This window comes from Tritonibacter horizontis, assembly GCF_001518015.1.
Lineage (GTDB): Bacteria > Pseudomonadota > Alphaproteobacteria > Rhodobacterales > Rhodobacteraceae > Epibacterium > Epibacterium horizontis.
Genome location: NZ_LPUY01000020.1, coordinates 20,744 through 36,290 on the forward strand (window position 1 = coordinate 20,744; position 15,547 = coordinate 36,290).

The following is a 15,547-nucleotide window of genomic DNA, read 5'->3' on the forward strand; positions in this document are numbered from 1 at the left end:
ATCATTAGCATGCGCACCTTCACTACAGATTGACACGCAGAGCAGCGTGTGCAGCATCGAGCCATACTTATCAAGAGTTGCATTATGTCAGAAATCATTGATCCAATAACCACAGCTGAGGAAGATCAGAACCTCACGGTAACTTTCTCTACGGCGGATAAAATCAATTTCTCCTCCGCCCAGAACGGCGTTTCGATTCTTCGCAAGATTAAGTTAATCAATGGGACAGATGCGCCTCTGGAGAACCTTTCTATTACGATTGAGAGCACGCCCTCTGTCATCAAGCCGAAAACCTGGACGCTGGATCGGCTTGGCCCAGGCGAAGAACGGAAGCTGTCTGATCTCGAAACGCCCTTAAATGACGCGCTCCTATCCGGGCTGAACGAGGCAGAGTTTGGCCAATTGAAATTGACGGTATCCGCCGATGACACGCGACTGTTTCGCGAAGACCGTCGGATCGAAATGCTGGCTCGGGACGAATGGGGCGGCATCGGAGATATGGCCCATCTGCTGGCTGCTTATGTCTCGCCCAACGATGCGGTGGTGGCAGCCATCCTGAAGGAGGCCGGTCGGCTGCTGGAGCGTGGCGGAAAAAGCGGCGCAATTGACGGCTACCAGTCGAAAGATCCAGGGCGTGTGTGGATGCTCGCGGGAGCAATCTGGTCTGCGACCACCGCGCTTGGATTGACCTATGCCTATCCTCCAGCGTCTTTTGAGACACGCGGTCAGAAGGTTCGCAGCCCTGCGCGCGTTAAATCAGAAGGGCTTGCAACCTGCTTGGACAGTTCCTTGTTGCTTGCTGCGTGCTTCGAAGCGGCTGGGTTGAACTCAGTGGTTCTATTTTCTGAGGGTCACGCTTGGGCAGGTGTTTGGCTTACCGAACGCGATTTCGGTCAGGTGACGGAACCTGATGTCATGACTGTGCGCAAGGCCATTGACGCCCGCGAGTTTATCACCATGGAGACGACACTTCTAACAAAGCGACCAACTATCGGTTTGGAGCAGGCAGTCAGCGTCGGACGTGACCTGACGGCTGAACGCAATGAGCATACCTTCCAATTGGCCGTTGATGTTCGGCGGGCACGCGTCGCGCGCATCAGGCCGCTTGCCTCTCACAGCATTGAGACAAACCCAGAAGCTGAACTGATCGAAGCTGCGCCCCCAGCCTTGCCAAAGCCGCTGGCCTTTGATTTCCTGCCAGGTGATCTCGTAGATGAAGAGCCGAAGACGCCACAAGATCGCATTTCACGCTGGCAACGTAAGCTGCTGGATCTGTCCCTGCGCAACCGCTTGCTGAATTTCCGCGATACCAAGCAAACTATCCCCTTTGTCTGTCCGGACGTTTCGAGTCTTGAAGACCAATTGGCCGAAGGAAAGAAATTCAAAGCTCTTGCACTCAAGGACGAAGATCCAGTCGGACAGCGTGACCTGCTAAGCAAGGAAGAGCCTAAGCTGCTCGAAGATGTCGCGCGCGACGCCTTTGCCAAAGGACAACTGGCTGTCCCATTAACAGGAAAAGACACAAACAACCGCCTTCTCGGGCTTTTCCGCAAGGCCAAGAGCGACATGCAGGAAGGCGGCACCAATACTCTGTTTCTCGCCGCAGGCTTCCTGCGTTGGAAAAAGACTGACACCGATACACGCAGCTACCGTGCACCATTATTGCTTATCCCCGTGAAGGTATCGCGTCGCTCTGCCCAATCCGAATTCATCATCGAGCACCACGAGGATGATGTCCGCCTGAACGCGACTCTCCTCGAGTTTCTCAAGCGCGACTTTGACCTTCATATCCCAGAACTTGAGGGGGAGTTGCCGCGTGATGAGAGCGGCTACGACCTGCCGCTGATATTCGAAATCATGCGGCGCAAAGTGCGCGACGTCGCGGGGTTCGAGGTGGTGGTGGAACTGGCTATGTCAACCTTCTCCTTTGCCAAGTTCCTGATGTGGAAAGACCTGGTAGAGCGGACGGATAGCCTGCGCAATAATGCATTGGTACAGCACCTCGTCGACAATCCAACCGAGCCATTCCTTGCCGAAGGTGCGGCCGCACTTCCCTCAGCAGCTGATGTGGATCGACGGGTCGCACCACGAGATATGTTCACGCCGTTGCCTGCGGATTCTTCACAGTTGTCGGCTGTCCTTGCTGCACAGGACGGGCATGATTTTGTCCTTATCGGCCCTCCAGGAACCGGCAAAAGCCAGACTATCGCTAACATCATTTCGCAGTGTCTCGCAGTTGGAAAGACCGTTCTTTTCGTTGCCGAGAAGTCCGCGGCGCTGGACGTCGTACATCGTCGCTTATCGGCGCATGGGCTTGGCGACGCGGTCTTGGAACTCCATTCCAACAAGGCAGACCGAAAGTCTGTGCTCAATCAACTGGGGCGTAGCTGGGATCGGCAGGGCGAAGTGTCAGAGGCCGAATGGATTCGAGTGACTGATGACCTTTCGATCAAACGCACTCAGTTGAATGAGTACGTTGCGGCCCTTCATCGCAAGGGTACGCAGGGCTTCAGTGTCTATGAAGCGGTGGGCCATGCTGCGCACGCGGAGGTTTCTTTTGAGCTGTCCTTTGACAACAAGGATGCCCACGATGCCGAGAGCTATGCGCATTTAAGGACCTTGGCCGAGGCGGTCGGGCGCTGTCACCAAATTGTCCAGGACCGCCCAGCTTTGCCACTGGTCGGTGCCGAAGAGTGGTCTTTCGGCTGGCAAACTGAGCTTTTGTCGCGCTCGGAGAACCTGAGAAAGGCCACTCGTGAGGTGGCAGAGCACGCGACCGCCTTAACTGCTTTGTATGGGTTAACTGAAGATGCTCTGACCAAGGACCGGCTTGAAGAATTGGTGGCGCTTTCTGGATGGCCGGCCAACGGTTCCGATGTAAGCTGGGGCTTGGAGGCGGACCTGCCGAATGCGGTCCAGGAAAGTGAACGACTTGCCCCAATGTTGGACGCGTATCGCACCGCGTCCGAGGCACTATCGGCAAGTTATCCTTTGGATCGACTGAGCACGATGCCGCTCGACCAGATGGATGCTGACTGGCGGCGTGCCCAAACCAAGTTCTGGCCATTCTCAACCTTCGCCAAATCCGCAGTGCGAAAGCTGCTGCAGACCTACGCTACAGGTGGCAAGGCTGATCCGAGTAACGACATTGCCGGTCTCGATGCCTTGCGGCGGATCAACGGCGACATCGAGACCATTGCATTGTCCAGCTGTCCCGCTTTCGAAAAGGCCGTAACCGACGCCACCCGTTTGGCCCAGTTGATCGGTGAGGCGCAGCAATTCAGAGCGGTGACCGACCCGCTGGCGTCAAAGGTCTCGGATCACTCACAATGGACTGAGGTCAAACTTACTCTGGCACGCCGCGAGACTGGCGCCCTACGGACAGCCCTGGATGGCTTCAGTAAGGTTCATGAAAATTGGATCGCTCAGGCGGATGCCTTCCAGCAAGTAGCAGGCACCGACCCTACAAAGCATTCCTTTGATGACCTCACCCAGCTGCTTGATCAAACGTTGGAGAACCGCGAGGCGTTGGAGGACTGGACGCGTTGGATCAACGTCCGCAATCAAGCTTGCGGGGCAGGATTGACCTCCCTGGTCGAAGCTGTTGAAGCCCGAACTTTGACTGGTGCCGTCGAAGAAGCTTTCACCACGGCCTACGCCCAGTGGTGGCTGCCGCGGGCCATGGACGCAGAAGTAGCGCTGCGGGGCTTTTCCCACTGGTCCCATGAGGACGCGATCGACAAGTTCCGCGCCCTCGACGATCGTGCTACTGAGATGGCAGCAGGGCAAGTCCTTCACCGCATCCGCCATGGTTTACCTGCTCGCGATGGCGTGGCCCGCAAATCGGAGCTGGGAACCCTGCGCCACCAGCTCGGCCTGCAACGCCCCAGTATGCCGATCCGATCCCTGGTTTCAGAAATGCCTGATACCTTCACCAAACTCGCACCATGTGTGTTGATGTCGCCGTTGTCTGTCGCGCAATACCTGCCTGCGGGGCAAGCTGCCTTTGACGTCGTAATCTTCGACGAAGCATCTCAGATCACAACCTGGGACGCGATTGGCGCAATAGCACGAGGCCGGCAAGCCATTATCGTTGGCGACCCCAAGCAGCTGCCCCCCACCAACTTCTTTGGTCGCAACGATGACCCCGAAGAGGATCTGCCAGAAAGCGAAAAAGACCTCGCTTCGATTCTTGACGAGGTGTCCGCTGCGGGTATCCCGACCCAGCAACTTGACTGGCACTACAGGAGCAGGGATGAATCACTAATCGCATTCTCCAACTGGCATTACTATGGCGGGAGACTGGTGACCTTTCCGTCACCAGCCACGGAATCCCAAGCAGTAAAGCTGCACCAGATAAATGGCACTTATGCCCGTGGCATGGGGCGCACTAACGAGGACGAGGCCCGAGCCATATCCCGTATGGTTGTGCTCCGGTTGACAGAATGGCTCGTGCTGCCTGAAGTAGAGCGCCTCACGCTTGGCGTCATCACCTTTAACGGTGAGCAACAAGGGCTGATCCTCGACCTGCTGGATGAGGAGCGCCGCAAGAACCCCGAACTGGAATGGTTCTTTGAAGACGAACGCGAAGAACCCGTCATCGTTAAAAATCTGGAAAACATCCAAGGGGACGAACGCGACATCATGCTGTTCTCGATCACCTTCGGTCCGGATCACGCTGGCAAGCTTTCGATGGCGTTTGGTGCGCTCAATAGCGATGGTGGGGAGAAGCGGTTGAACGTAGCAATTACCCGCGCTCGGCAAGAGTTGCATATCTTTGCCTCGGTTCGTGCGGATCAGATCGACTTGACCCGCACAAAGGCGCTTGGCGTAAAGCACCTCAAGGGTTTCCTGGACTTCGCGGCGCGTGGGCCAGTTGCACTTCCTTCGCAAGACGATGGCTCCCTCGGCCCTGTGGAGAACGTCTTTGAGGCGGCCATCAAAGTGGCCATTGAGGCGAAGGGTTGGGAACTACGGCCACAAATTGGTGTCTCCGGCTTCCGTATCGACTTGGGTGTCGTGCATCCGGATCATGCGGGCGTGTACCTTGCAGGGATCGAATGCGACGGGGCGACCTATCACGGCTCTGCCACGGCGAGAGACCGGGATAAAGTACGACAAGCTGTTCTGGAAAACCTCGGCTGGACGATTTTGCGCATCTGGTCGACTGATTGGTTCAAGAACCCAAAGGCCGTCGTGGAGCGTATCCATGACGCGCTGACGAACCATCTGGAGGACGACCGGGCAAGGCGCGCGGAAGAAGATGCCACCCGAGCTACTTCATTTGAAGAGGAATTGCCGACCGACGAAATCGAACCTGTCGAACAAAGTAATGCAACTGAAATGGTGACAGCTCCGGTGAAACTGGAGCAAGTGCCTGATCCAACTATGGATCTACTCGAACCTCGCGAAGAACCTCTTGTTGCAGGCGTTAAACGTCCGGAACATGATTTAATAGAAGCGGGCGCTACGGAGGTATTCGGAGATCTGCCTCCAGATCCGGAGCAATTCTACGATGCGGCCTACATCCCGCGCCTTGAACGTCTGATAGAGGATATCGTCGAGAACGAAGGACCACTTCCAGTGACACTCCTTTCCCGGCGTGTCGCTCAAAAACATGGATGGCAACGTACTGGGCGACGTATCGTTGAACAGGTGCGCGCGGCCTTGGCGCGCATCGATGTCCACAATGCGGACGGCGTCGATTTTGCATGGAGGAAGGGCAGTCACTCAAACCGTGTACCGTTTCAGACTGACCTGGATCGCAGCATCCGCGACATCTCGCGCGCAGAAATTGCCTGGCTCTATGACGCTAATGCACCGGCGCTCGAACGAAGCGACGACCCCGCTCGCGATCTATCGCGTCTGGTAGGCTTGCAGCGTTTGACAGCCGACAGCCGAAGTTATCTCGAAGCCTGTCTCGAATGGCGGAAAGAATCTACTTCGGAGCCAGTCGCAGACGCTCCACAGGAAAATCAGGATCGCGACCCGTAGTTCTCCGGAGCGAAGGCATTCAAGAGATACAACCAATTTTAAGGTTGTGCCGGACGCATGAGTGATAGCGTCGCGTCCTACTGCCCCTTTTGGCTCTTAACATGATCGACGCTCTGGTGCAGTTACAGACAATTATTCGGATTTGTCTGTAACTGAAACTACGCGTCCAACGACCGCCAAGCATAGTTTCTTGAAATACAACCTGATGGCATGCATAGGCGATATCTTCAGTATTTCGCCCGATATACCAGTATAGTGGGTAAAATACCGTCGCTATACCGACAAAAAGGAGGCACAAAGCTCGGCCTCGATGCCCAGCCCCTTACGGAAAATGTTGATATGAGTGCTTCCATTTGCCCCCGGAAGGGCCAGCATTGCTTTTGAAACAAGGTTCTTGTGGAAACTCTGAGGGGGAACGCAAGTGTGCTAAGTCTCGAAAATATCTTCGAGAGGGCTCCGAGCGGATCGCTGCGAGTATCCTCGACATTTACTTGAGCTTGGACAACATCATTTACTTGAAATTGGACTATGATGTTTACTTGATAACGGACAAGGCTATATACTTGAAATTGGACGCATGTGATGAATCGGGACGGTTATGGTAGACAAACGGGAGATCTTGGCCGGCGCGATGGAAGCCCTGCACACCTTGCAGAAGCAAGGACATCTTGTTGTTCGCAGCGGCGAGATCGACCCGGTGAGGATCAAGGCGCTAAGGAAGGCGGGCTATCTTCAGCCCATCATGAAGGGCTGGTATCATCTGTCGGACCCCAGTTCGCGTCCTGGTGACACGACGCCGTGGACGATGAGCTACTGGTCATTTATCCAGAGATACTGCGAGCATCGTTTCGGTAGCGACTGGGTTCTCAGTCCTGAGATTTGCCTTAGCCTGCATACTGGATCTCAGGTGCCGGTTACCCAGGTGATGGTGCATGCCCCCAAGGGAGGCAACAATGCTGTCGAACTCCCAGGCAAGCGCTCGCTCTTCGATCTGAGGGTCAGGGAGCTTCCTGAGCAGGGACGGAGGATGCAGATGCCGAATGGGCTGAGGGTCTACACTCCGGAGGCCACGCTGATCCATATGGCAGAGAATTGCTATCATACGCAGGCTATGTCGGTGGCAGCACTGATGGGCAGCTACCGAAATGTCGATGTCCTGTTGCGCGCGGTGGTGGGCGGGGCGCACAGGCGCCCGGGTAACCGCCTGGTTGGCGCGTTCAAGCACTTGGGGATGGACGATCACGCCAAGCGCCTGGCCGATGGCATGCGCCGCGCAGATATGGATCTGAGGAATGAAAACCCCTTTACGGGGGAAGGCATTGCTGTTGTTGCTGGTGCGGCCCCGATCTCTAACATGTTGCGAGCGATATGGCAGAGGGACCGACAAGCGATCATTGACCTGCTACCGGCCCCGGGAGGGCCTGTGGAAGTCGACGAGGTGCTTGGGCGGATCGACGATGTCTACACCCATGATGCCTGGAACTCGCTCTCGATCGAAGGTTATCGGGTCTCCGAAGAGCTGATCGAGAAGATTCGCAGCGGTAGCTGGGACCCGGAGGCCGACATGTCGGACGCCACCTCTCGTGATGCAATGGCCGCAAAGGGCTACTGGAATGTTTTCCAGTCTGCCCGCGAGGTGGTGAAAACATCCATCGAGCGAGGTGAGCCGGTCTCGGTGCGCGACAATCTAAGCGATTGGTATCAGGATCTCTTCGAGCCGTCGATCGACGCAGGCATCCTGACGCGAGGCCAACTGATCGGATATCGCAATCACCCGGTATTTATTCGCACAGCCAATCATGTGCCCCCGGCGTGCGAAAAGCTTATGGATGCGATGGAGACCTACTTCGACCTCCTTGACGAGGAGGAGCATTCCGGAGTGCGCGCGGTGCTTGGTCACTGGCTTTTGGGCTACATCCACCCTTATCCCGACGGAAACGGGCGCCTCGCTCGTTTCGTGATGAACGCGGTGCTCGCGAGTTCGGGCTATCCATGGGCTGTGATCCGGCTCGATCAGCGGAGGCGCTATATGCAGGCTCTCGACGCTGCGAGTTTTGGAGGCGATATCGCTCCCTTCGCGAAGCTGATAAGTGAGCATCTTGGCAACAAGCCCTGACAGAAAGGCTATGTCTCGAAGCGTATCGGCGCGCCAACACGCTTCGAGCCTTACTCCACAGCACGGAATGGTCACCCAAAGAGGGACGACGCCATCAACATTTACCGTCAGGGGCTGGGCCTCGATGCCGCCTTATCCCAAGGCCAGCACCTACATTAGCACCGGATATGCGCGCAAAGTTATGCGCTCAAACGGCGCAAAGATATGTGCTCAATGTCATGGCTAAGTCATTGATATATGGTGATCGACGCGCAAAGATACGCGCTTCCCTACACCTTGTCTCACGACACAGGAATCACGGGGCGTCGCACAAAATTTTGTGCGGCGCCAATTTCTTTGCCCAATCTTGGATCCTTGCAGGCCAAGGGCAGATCAAACTCAATCCAGAGTGGTGGCGAGTTCTTTGACGAAGGCCTTGATCCGTTTTAACCGCGCACTGGGCGTCAGGTTTCGTCGGGAAATGGACCAGAGCTGCTGATACCGGGGGAGGGGCAGGCGCGCGACCTCCACGCGATCTGCAAAGGGAAATGTCGCAAGACCGCTGCGTGGCAATAACGTGTAGCCCAGACCTTCGGCGACGGGGCCCGGTATCTGGCCGATCTGGTTCACGTAAGTGCGCAGCCTCAGCCTGTCGGAACCGGTGAACGCCATTGGGAAATTCAGCGAAAACAGCTCATTCGCATAGCGATAGACATCCGGGTGCGCGACAAGGCCCAGATTTTCAAGATCGTCGAACCCCACAGTCTGGCCTCTTCCCTTTGGGAGCACGAGGCACAGTTCCTCTTGCCCGATATGCTGTGCGTCGATGCGGGGATGACGTGGCTCTTCGCTGACCACGCCAAGATCAAAGCGCCCGTCCAAGACGCCTTCAAGAACGCGGTCCTGTGGCGCGGCTTCGACATGGATCGCGAGCTTGGGCGCATCGCGCATCAGATCTATGGCGCGAGGGTACAACAGCAGGGCGAAACTACCCGAGCAAGCGATCCGAAGCTCTCCAACGTTCGGATCCTCTCGCGTGATCTCGTCCCGCAGCGTTTTTTCCTCCGCGCGCCGTGACAGACCCAGATCGCGGACCGTTTCTCCTGCATCGGTCAGGGTGAAGCTCTTTCCATCCTGCGCGATCAGCTTTTGCCCGAGTTGCCGTTCGAGTTTGCGCAACTGTTGCGACACGCCCGGCTGCGTCATGTTCAGCCGTTCTGCGGCGCGGGTGAAATGCCCTTCTTCTGCGAGAACAGTGAAGGTTTCGATCCAGGTGGCATTGAGCATCATTTATAACGCCATGTTTTGATATTCATTAAATGTGATAATTTCACATGCGAATGGCGCGTGTCTATATCTCTTTCAACTTCACATCGCAGGAGAATGAGATGACCCAAACACCCCGCAGTTTTTCCCATATCGGCCTTTCGGTTCCGGACCTTGACGCTGCACTGACGTTTTATTCCGAAGTCATGGGGTTCTACGTGCTCATGCAACCGAGCGAGGTCGTCGAGGACGACAGTGCGATTGGTCTGATGTGTACAGATGTCTTTGGTCCGGGTTGGAGCCGCCTGCGGATCGCGCATCTGTCCACGGCGGACGGCATCGGGATCGAGCTTTTTGAATTCGCAGGCAACCATGCCCCGGACGACAACTTTGCGTTCCGTCGTCACGGGACGTTCCATTTTGCGATTCAGGACCCAAATCTGGAAGAGCTGCTGGCCCGCATCGTCGCCGCTGGCGGCAAACAGCGGATGCCAGTGCGTGAATACTTCCCCGGAGAAAAGCCTTACCGCATGGTCTATGTCGAGGATCCCTTTGGCAATATCTTCGAACTTTATAGCCACAGCTATGAGCTGACCTATTCTGCCGGCGCTTATGCGTAAGACAGGGGTGCTGCTGCGGCGGTCAGGCTGGCGTGGTGACTTGTGCCAAGGCCCGACAGCAGTGGCGCCGCCCCTGCGCGGGTCCGCACCCTTTGAGGCGCAGCTTCAAAACGGTTGGTAAATTCCCACGGCGGCGCTCAACTGTGGGCGCTGCGTTCCTTGGCAAGGTGGATCTGTTTCTGCCGCTCGCGAAACCGGTTTTTATCGCTTTCCGACGTTTCATTGATGCATTGGTGACAGGAGACGCCGGCCTCATATTCGGGGCGGTCCTGATCTGAGGGCAGGATCGGGCGGCGGCAGCCATGACACAGGCTGTGCGGCCCTTCCTTCAGCCCGTGCCCCACAGAGACCCGGTTGTCGAAGACAAAACAGTCGCCTTGCCAGGTGCTCTGTTCCGGCGGCATTTCTTCCAGGTAGCGCAGAATGCCGCCTTTCAGGTGATAGACATCCTCGACCCCTTGCGACAGCAGGTAGTTTGTCGACTTTTCGCACCTTATGCCGCCGGTGCAGAACATCGCGACCCGCTTGTTGTGGAACCGATCCTTGTTCTGTGCCCACCAGGCCGGAAAATCGCGAAAGCTCTCGGTCTTGGGATCAACCGCGCCTTCGAAGGTGCCGATGGCGACTTCGTAGTCGTTGCGGGTGTCGATCACGACCACATCGTCAGAGCGGATCAGATCGTTCCAGTCTTCTGGTTCGACATAGTTGCCGACAGTGGCGCGCGGATCGACATCGGGTTGCCCCATGGTGACGATCTCCTTTTTCAGGCGCACCTTCATCTTGCCAAAGGGTGCATGGTCACTGGTGGCTTCTTTCCATTCCAGATCGGCGCAGCCCCGCAGCGACCGGATATGCGCCAGGACCGTGTCGATCCCGCTGCGCGGTCCGGCGATGGTGCCATTGATGCCCTCATGGGCCAGCAGCAGGGAGCCTTGCACGTGCTGTTCCTCGCACAGATCCTGCAACGCTGCCTGCAGGGCGGCGGGGTCGGCAAACCGGGTGAACTTATAGAGCGCGGCAATGGTGTACATGCCCCGGCCAGTAAAACGAAGCGCAGGCCTTTGCAAGATGGGAAAACGGAAGGTGAAACAGCGCCAATTGGGTCAATTGCGCCCGGCTGAGCCACGGCAAAGCAAAATTGGCAGCGGCTGGCAGGCAGTGCCTGTATCCATCTGCATCGACGGAGGTTGAAAACCATTGCACATCCGGCCGTGAGAGGGTCCTGTTGGGGCGCCAAAACAACCAGAGGGTTTTCCGATGACCAAAGCGTTGATTGTAATTGATGTCCAGAATGATTTTTGTCCGGGCGGAGCGCTGGCTGTGCCGGACGGCGACCAGGTCGTCGCGCCGATCAATGCGATGATGGCGGGTTTTGAAACCGTGATCCTGACCCAGGACTGGCATCCGGCAGGGCATTCGTCTTTTGCCAGCGCGCACCCCGGACGCGGCCCATTTGACACGACAGAAATGCCCTATGGCCAGCAGGTTCTGTGGCCGGATCACTGCGTTCAGGGCAGTGCGGGCAGCGCGTTCCACCCGGACCTGCGCACCGATGGGGATTTGATTATCCGCAAGGGGTTCCGGCCGCAGGTCGACAGCTATTCGGCATTTTTCGAGAACGACCAGACCACGCCGACCGGGCTGGAGGGGTATCTGCGCACGCGCGGCATTTCAGAGCTGACGCTGGTGGGGCTTGCGCTGGATTTCTGTGTCGCCTTTTCCGCCATGGATGCCCGGCGATTGGGCTTTAGCGTGAACCTTCCGCAAAATGCGTGCCGTGCAATTGATCTGGATGGGTCTTTGGCGACGCAAATTGAGAATATGCGTCAAAAAGGCGTAATTATTACGTAATCCGGGAAGGTAGATTTGTTAATCTCGGACTTGTAGGAAAGACGGCAAGGTCCGGTATCGTTGGTCGGACGCAACCGGGTTAGCGGGAAATGGAGCAATCAAACCGGAAAATTGACGGGCCACTGACGTTGCACAGTGCACAGTTCAGCCCCAAAGGGTTGATGCTGCGCTATGCGTTGGACCGCAGTCGTTTCCTGAATACACGCCTCAGCGTCGGTTTTTGCGCCTGTTTGCTGCTCGGGGTGATTGTCGGCCCGCTCTGGCCCGGCATCGTGTTTGTTGTCTTTGTCCTCTGCGATGTCACAGAAAGCTGGTACCTGCGCAGCCTGTCGCACCGGATGGATGCTGGCATGTCGCTCGGCCAGGCGCGGGTTTCCACGACATTGCTGTCGATGCTGCATGCCCTGGTTGTTTGCGCTTTTGCCCTGATACCGACGCTGGATAGCCATACGCACACCATTGATCATGCCGGGGTCGCCGAGCTGTTCTTTGTCGTCTGTGTAATACTGGGGCCCAGTCTGATGGCCTCGCTTGACTATCGGTACAACGCGGCCTCCGGCATTGTGCGTTTGGTGATCTATGCCGCCATGCCACTGGGGCTTGCCACGCAGATCCTGTTGTCAGGCGCTCTTCAAAGCCCGGATGGAGAGCTGCTGTTCGCCGGGCTGTTGGCCTTTTTCATGATGCAGTTCTGGTTTCTGATCTTTGTCCAGAAACGTCACCAACACGCGCGTCGGGCGATGCGATCACAGGCGCTCCAGCGGCAGGCGCTGGAAGATGCCTATCTGCGCCTGTTCGATCAGAAACAAGAAGCCCGCCGACTGGCAATGATTGCCGAGAACGCCAACGACGGGGTTATGCTGATCGACTGTGATGGCACCATCGTCTGGGTCAACGACGGGTTTGTGCGCATGACCGGCTTTTCCTTTGACGAATTGGTCGGGGCCAATCCCGGCAACTTGCTGAATTGCGACCGCACTGACCCCGAGGTGCTGCGAGATATCGAACGTGGCCGCGCCGAGGGAAAATCCTTTCGCCGGGAATTGATCAACAAGCGCAAGGATGGCGCGGAAATCTGGATCGAGACCAACCAGGTTCCGGTCTTTGACGACAAGGGCGAGGTGGAGCTTTTTATTGCGGTCGAACGCGATGTTACCGCCGCCAAAACCTATGAAAAGCAATTGGAAGAGGCGCGGCTTGCCGCCGAAGAGGGCGCCCGCATCAAGGAAGAATTCCTGGCGACCATGAGCCATGAATTCCGCACCCCGATGAACGGTGTTATCGGCATGGCACAGATGCTGCAGGCCACCGACCTGACCAAGGAGCAACGGCTGTATTCCGATACGATCCTGTCCTCCTCGCGGGCGCTGTTGTCGCTGATCAACGATGTGCTGGATCTGTCGCGGATGACAGCCGCCGGAGTGTCGCTGTTCAAGGTGGAGTTCGATTTGCATGCCTGTGTCCAGGACACGGCGCTGTTGTTGAGCGGTCAGGCTGAGGAAAAGGATCTGTCCCTGTCGATCGAAATTGACCCCGCCATGCCGGTCTGGGTCACGGGGGATGATCGCAGGCTGCGCCAGATCCTGATCAACCTGGTCGGCAATGCCCTGAAATTCACCAGCGATGGCGGCGTTGTCATTCGCGTCTCCGGGCAGATCCGTGACCGGACTCTTGCCCTCTCTATTGCGGTGGAGGACACAGGGATCGGTATCCCCACCGACAAGCTCGATTATATTTTCGAGCGGTTTTCGCAGGCTGACAATGCCATCTCGCGACGCTATGGCGGCACGGGGCTGGGGCTGTCGATCTCACGCGGGCTGGCGCAGGCGATGGGGGGCGACATCACTGTCACCTCCAAACTGGGCGAAGGGTCCTGTTTCACTCTCAACATTGATCTCGGGCTCGCGAGTTCAGCGCCGCGCGTCGTCGGAGAGGTCGAAGACAATCAGGCGCCGATGGATCTGTCCAGCTTGACCGGGCTGCGGTTGCTGGTGGCTGAAGACAACCGCGTGAACCGGCTGCTGATCAGCAAATTTCTTGCCGATGCACCGGTCGATCTGCGCTTTGCCACCGATGGCGCGGAGGCGGAAGTGCTGGCCAGCGTGCACAAACCCCAGGTGATCTTCATGGATATGTCGATGCCGGAGGTGAACGGGCTGGAGGCGACACGGGCGATCAGGCGGCTGCCTATCGCGCAACCCTTTATCGCGGCGCTGACCGCCAATGTCGATGATGTCAGCCGGCAGGCCTGCCTGGATGCAGGTATGGACGCCTTTCTCAGTAAGCCCCTGTCGCGCCGCGAATTGTTGACGCTGCTGGTCGAATTTGCCGAAACCGCGCGGGAACCTGAAGACAGCTGAACCGCTTGCCGAAGGGGGCGACCCTGTCCTATCAATCGGTGAACAACCGCGAAAGGTCGACCCTTGGACATTGCAACCCGCGTCTATAACCACAAGTGGAAGATTGATCCGATTGTCCGGTCGCTGATCGATACGGATTTTTACAAGCTGCTGATGTGCCAGTCGGTGTTTCGCAACAAGCCGGACACGCAGGTTACCTTTTCGCTGATCAACCGCTCTGACAAGGTGCCATTGGCCCGGCTGATCGACGAAGGCGAGCTGCGCGAGCAGTTGGACCATATTCGTTCGCTGTCGCTCAGCCGGGGGGAAAGCACCTGGTTGCGGGGCAACACGTTTTACGGCAAACGCCAGATGTTCCGCCCGGATTTCATGGAGTGGTTCGAGGGGCTCCGGTTGCCCCCCTATCATCTGGAGCGGCGTGGCGATCAATACGAGCTGACATTTGAGGGGGCCTGGCACGAGGTCATGCTGTGGGAAATCCCGGCATTGGCGGTGCTGATGGAGCTGCGGTCGCGGGCGGTTCTGAACGACATGGGGCGGTTTGAACTGCAGGTGCTCTATGCCCGCGCGATGACCAAGGTCTGGGAGAAAATAGAACGTCTGCGCCACGTCAAGGGACTGTCCATCGCCGATTTCGGCACCCGGCGGCGGCACAGTTTCCTGTGGCAGGACTGGTGTGTGCAGGCGATGATGGAAGGGCTGGGACGGTCGTTTACCGGAACCTCCAACTGTCTTATCGCGATGCGGCGCGAGGTGGAGGCGATTGGCACCAATGCGCACGAACTGCCAATGGTCTACTCCGCCCTGGCCCAGGATGATGCGGCGCTGGCCCAGGCCCCATACGAGGTGCTGTCGGATTGGCACGAGGAGCACGAAGGCAACCTGCGGATCATCCTGCCCGACACCTATGGCAGCAAGGGGTTCCTGGACCACGCGCCCGACTGGCTGGCAGGCTGGACCGGTATTCGGGTCGACAGCGGGGACCCGGCGACAGCCGCAGAAACGGCGATCCGCTGGTGGCAGGATCGGGGCGAAGACCCACGCAGCAAACGGGTGATCTTTTCAGACGGGCTCGACGTGGACAAGATCGCAGAATTGCACAGGCAGTTTTCCGACCGGGTCACGGTTTCCTTTGGCTGGGGCACGCTTTTGACCAATGATTTCCGCGGCTTGGTTCCCGGTGACGGGCTTGCGCCGTTTTCGCTGGTGTGCAAGGCGGTATCGGCCAACGGACGGCCGACGGTGAAACTGTCGGACAACCCAGAAAAGGCAATGGGACCGGCGGAGGAGATCGCCCGCTACAAGCGCGTCTTTGGCGTCGGCACACAGCAAAGCATCGAGGTGATTGTCTGAGGCGATCA

The 15,547-nt window shown here is 57.4% G+C and carries 8 protein-coding genes; 6 read left to right on the plus strand and 2 right to left on the minus strand.

Features of this window, described 5'->3' with window-relative positions:
* Nucleotides 1-48: 48 nt before the first annotated feature.
* Both TRIHO_RS03935 and TRIHO_RS03940 read left to right on the plus strand, forming a co-directional pair.
* Nucleotides 49-5,994 (plus strand): DUF3320 domain-containing protein, encoded by a 5,946-nt coding sequence (locus TRIHO_RS03935; protein WP_232367708.1) that lies wholly within the window; start codon nucleotides 49-51, stop codon nucleotides 5,992-5,994.
* Nucleotides 5,995-6,592: 598 nt separating this feature from the next.
* Entirely contained in the window at nucleotides 6,593-8,110 is a 1,518-nt protein-coding gene (locus TRIHO_RS03940; RefSeq protein ID WP_068240616.1) for a Fic family protein, read from the plus strand.
* 378 nt (nucleotides 8,111-8,488) lie between these two features.
* Here the strand turns inward: TRIHO_RS03940 and TRIHO_RS03945 are convergent, their stop codons facing one another.
* Nucleotides 8,489-9,376, minus strand: a complete 888-nt coding sequence (locus TRIHO_RS03945; RefSeq protein ID WP_068240657.1) for a LysR family transcriptional regulator — start codon at nucleotides 9,374-9,376, stop codon at nucleotides 8,489-8,491.
* 101 nt (nucleotides 9,377-9,477) lie between these two features.
* Here TRIHO_RS03945 and TRIHO_RS03950 point away from each other — a divergent pair, with 101 nt between their 5' ends.
* Nucleotides 9,478-9,975, plus strand: a complete 498-nt coding sequence (locus TRIHO_RS03950) for a lactoylglutathione lyase family protein (protein ID WP_068240659.1) — start codon at nucleotides 9,478-9,480, stop codon at nucleotides 9,973-9,975.
* A 137-nt stretch (nucleotides 9,976-10,112) separates the two neighbouring features.
* On the opposite strand, the gene trhO is transcribed toward TRIHO_RS03950, so the two are convergent.
* Entirely contained in the window at nucleotides 10,113-11,006 is an 894-nt protein-coding gene (gene trhO / locus TRIHO_RS03955) for an oxygen-dependent tRNA uridine(34) hydroxylase TrhO (RefSeq protein WP_068240618.1), read from the minus strand.
* Between the two features lie 226 nt (nucleotides 11,007-11,232).
* On the opposite strand from trhO, the gene pncA reads away from it, so the two are divergent.
* The 3 genes from pncA to pncB all read left to right on the plus strand — a co-directional run bounded on the left by pncA (nucleotide 11,233) and on the right by pncB (nucleotide 15,539).
* A complete protein-coding gene (gene pncA, locus TRIHO_RS03960; RefSeq protein WP_068240620.1) occupies nucleotides 11,233-11,826 on the plus strand; it encodes a bifunctional nicotinamidase/pyrazinamidase in 594 nt (197 codons plus the stop codon).
* Between the two features lie 89 nt (nucleotides 11,827-11,915).
* Nucleotides 11,916-14,186, plus strand: coding sequence for an ATP-binding protein (locus TRIHO_RS03965; protein ID WP_068240622.1), 2,271 nt, complete (start codon nucleotides 11,916-11,918; stop codon nucleotides 14,184-14,186).
* Nucleotides 14,187-14,249: 63 nt separating this feature from the next.
* Nucleotides 14,250-15,539 carry a nicotinate phosphoribosyltransferase gene (gene pncB, locus TRIHO_RS03970; protein ID WP_068240624.1) on the plus strand — a complete coding sequence of 430 codons (1,290 nt, stop codon included), beginning with the start codon at nucleotides 14,250-14,252 and terminating at the stop codon, nucleotides 15,537-15,539.
* The last annotated feature ends 8 nt before the right edge of the window (nucleotides 15,540-15,547 follow it).

Bases quoted from the DNA above. Each gene is read 5' to 3' on its own strand.
- TRIHO_RS03965 (WP_068240622.1), top strand. From the start codon at position 11,916: ATGGAGCAATCAAACCGGAAAATTGACGGGCCACTGACGTTGCACAGT.
- TRIHO_RS03950 (WP_068240659.1), top strand. From the start codon at position 9,478: ATGACCCAAACACCCCGCAGTTTTTCCCATATCGGCCTTTCGGTTCCG.
- trhO (WP_068240618.1), bottom strand. From the start codon at position 11,006: ATGTACACCATTGCCGCGCTCTATAAGTTCACCCGGTTTGCCGACCCC.
- pncA (WP_068240620.1), top strand. From the start codon at position 11,233: ATGACCAAAGCGTTGATTGTAATTGATGTCCAGAATGATTTTTGTCCG.
- TRIHO_RS03940 (WP_068240616.1), top strand. From the start codon at position 6,593: ATGGTAGACAAACGGGAGATCTTGGCCGGCGCGATGGAAGCCCTGCAC.
- TRIHO_RS03945 (WP_068240657.1), bottom strand. From the start codon at position 9,376: ATGCTCAATGCCACCTGGATCGAAACCTTCACTGTTCTCGCAGAAGAA.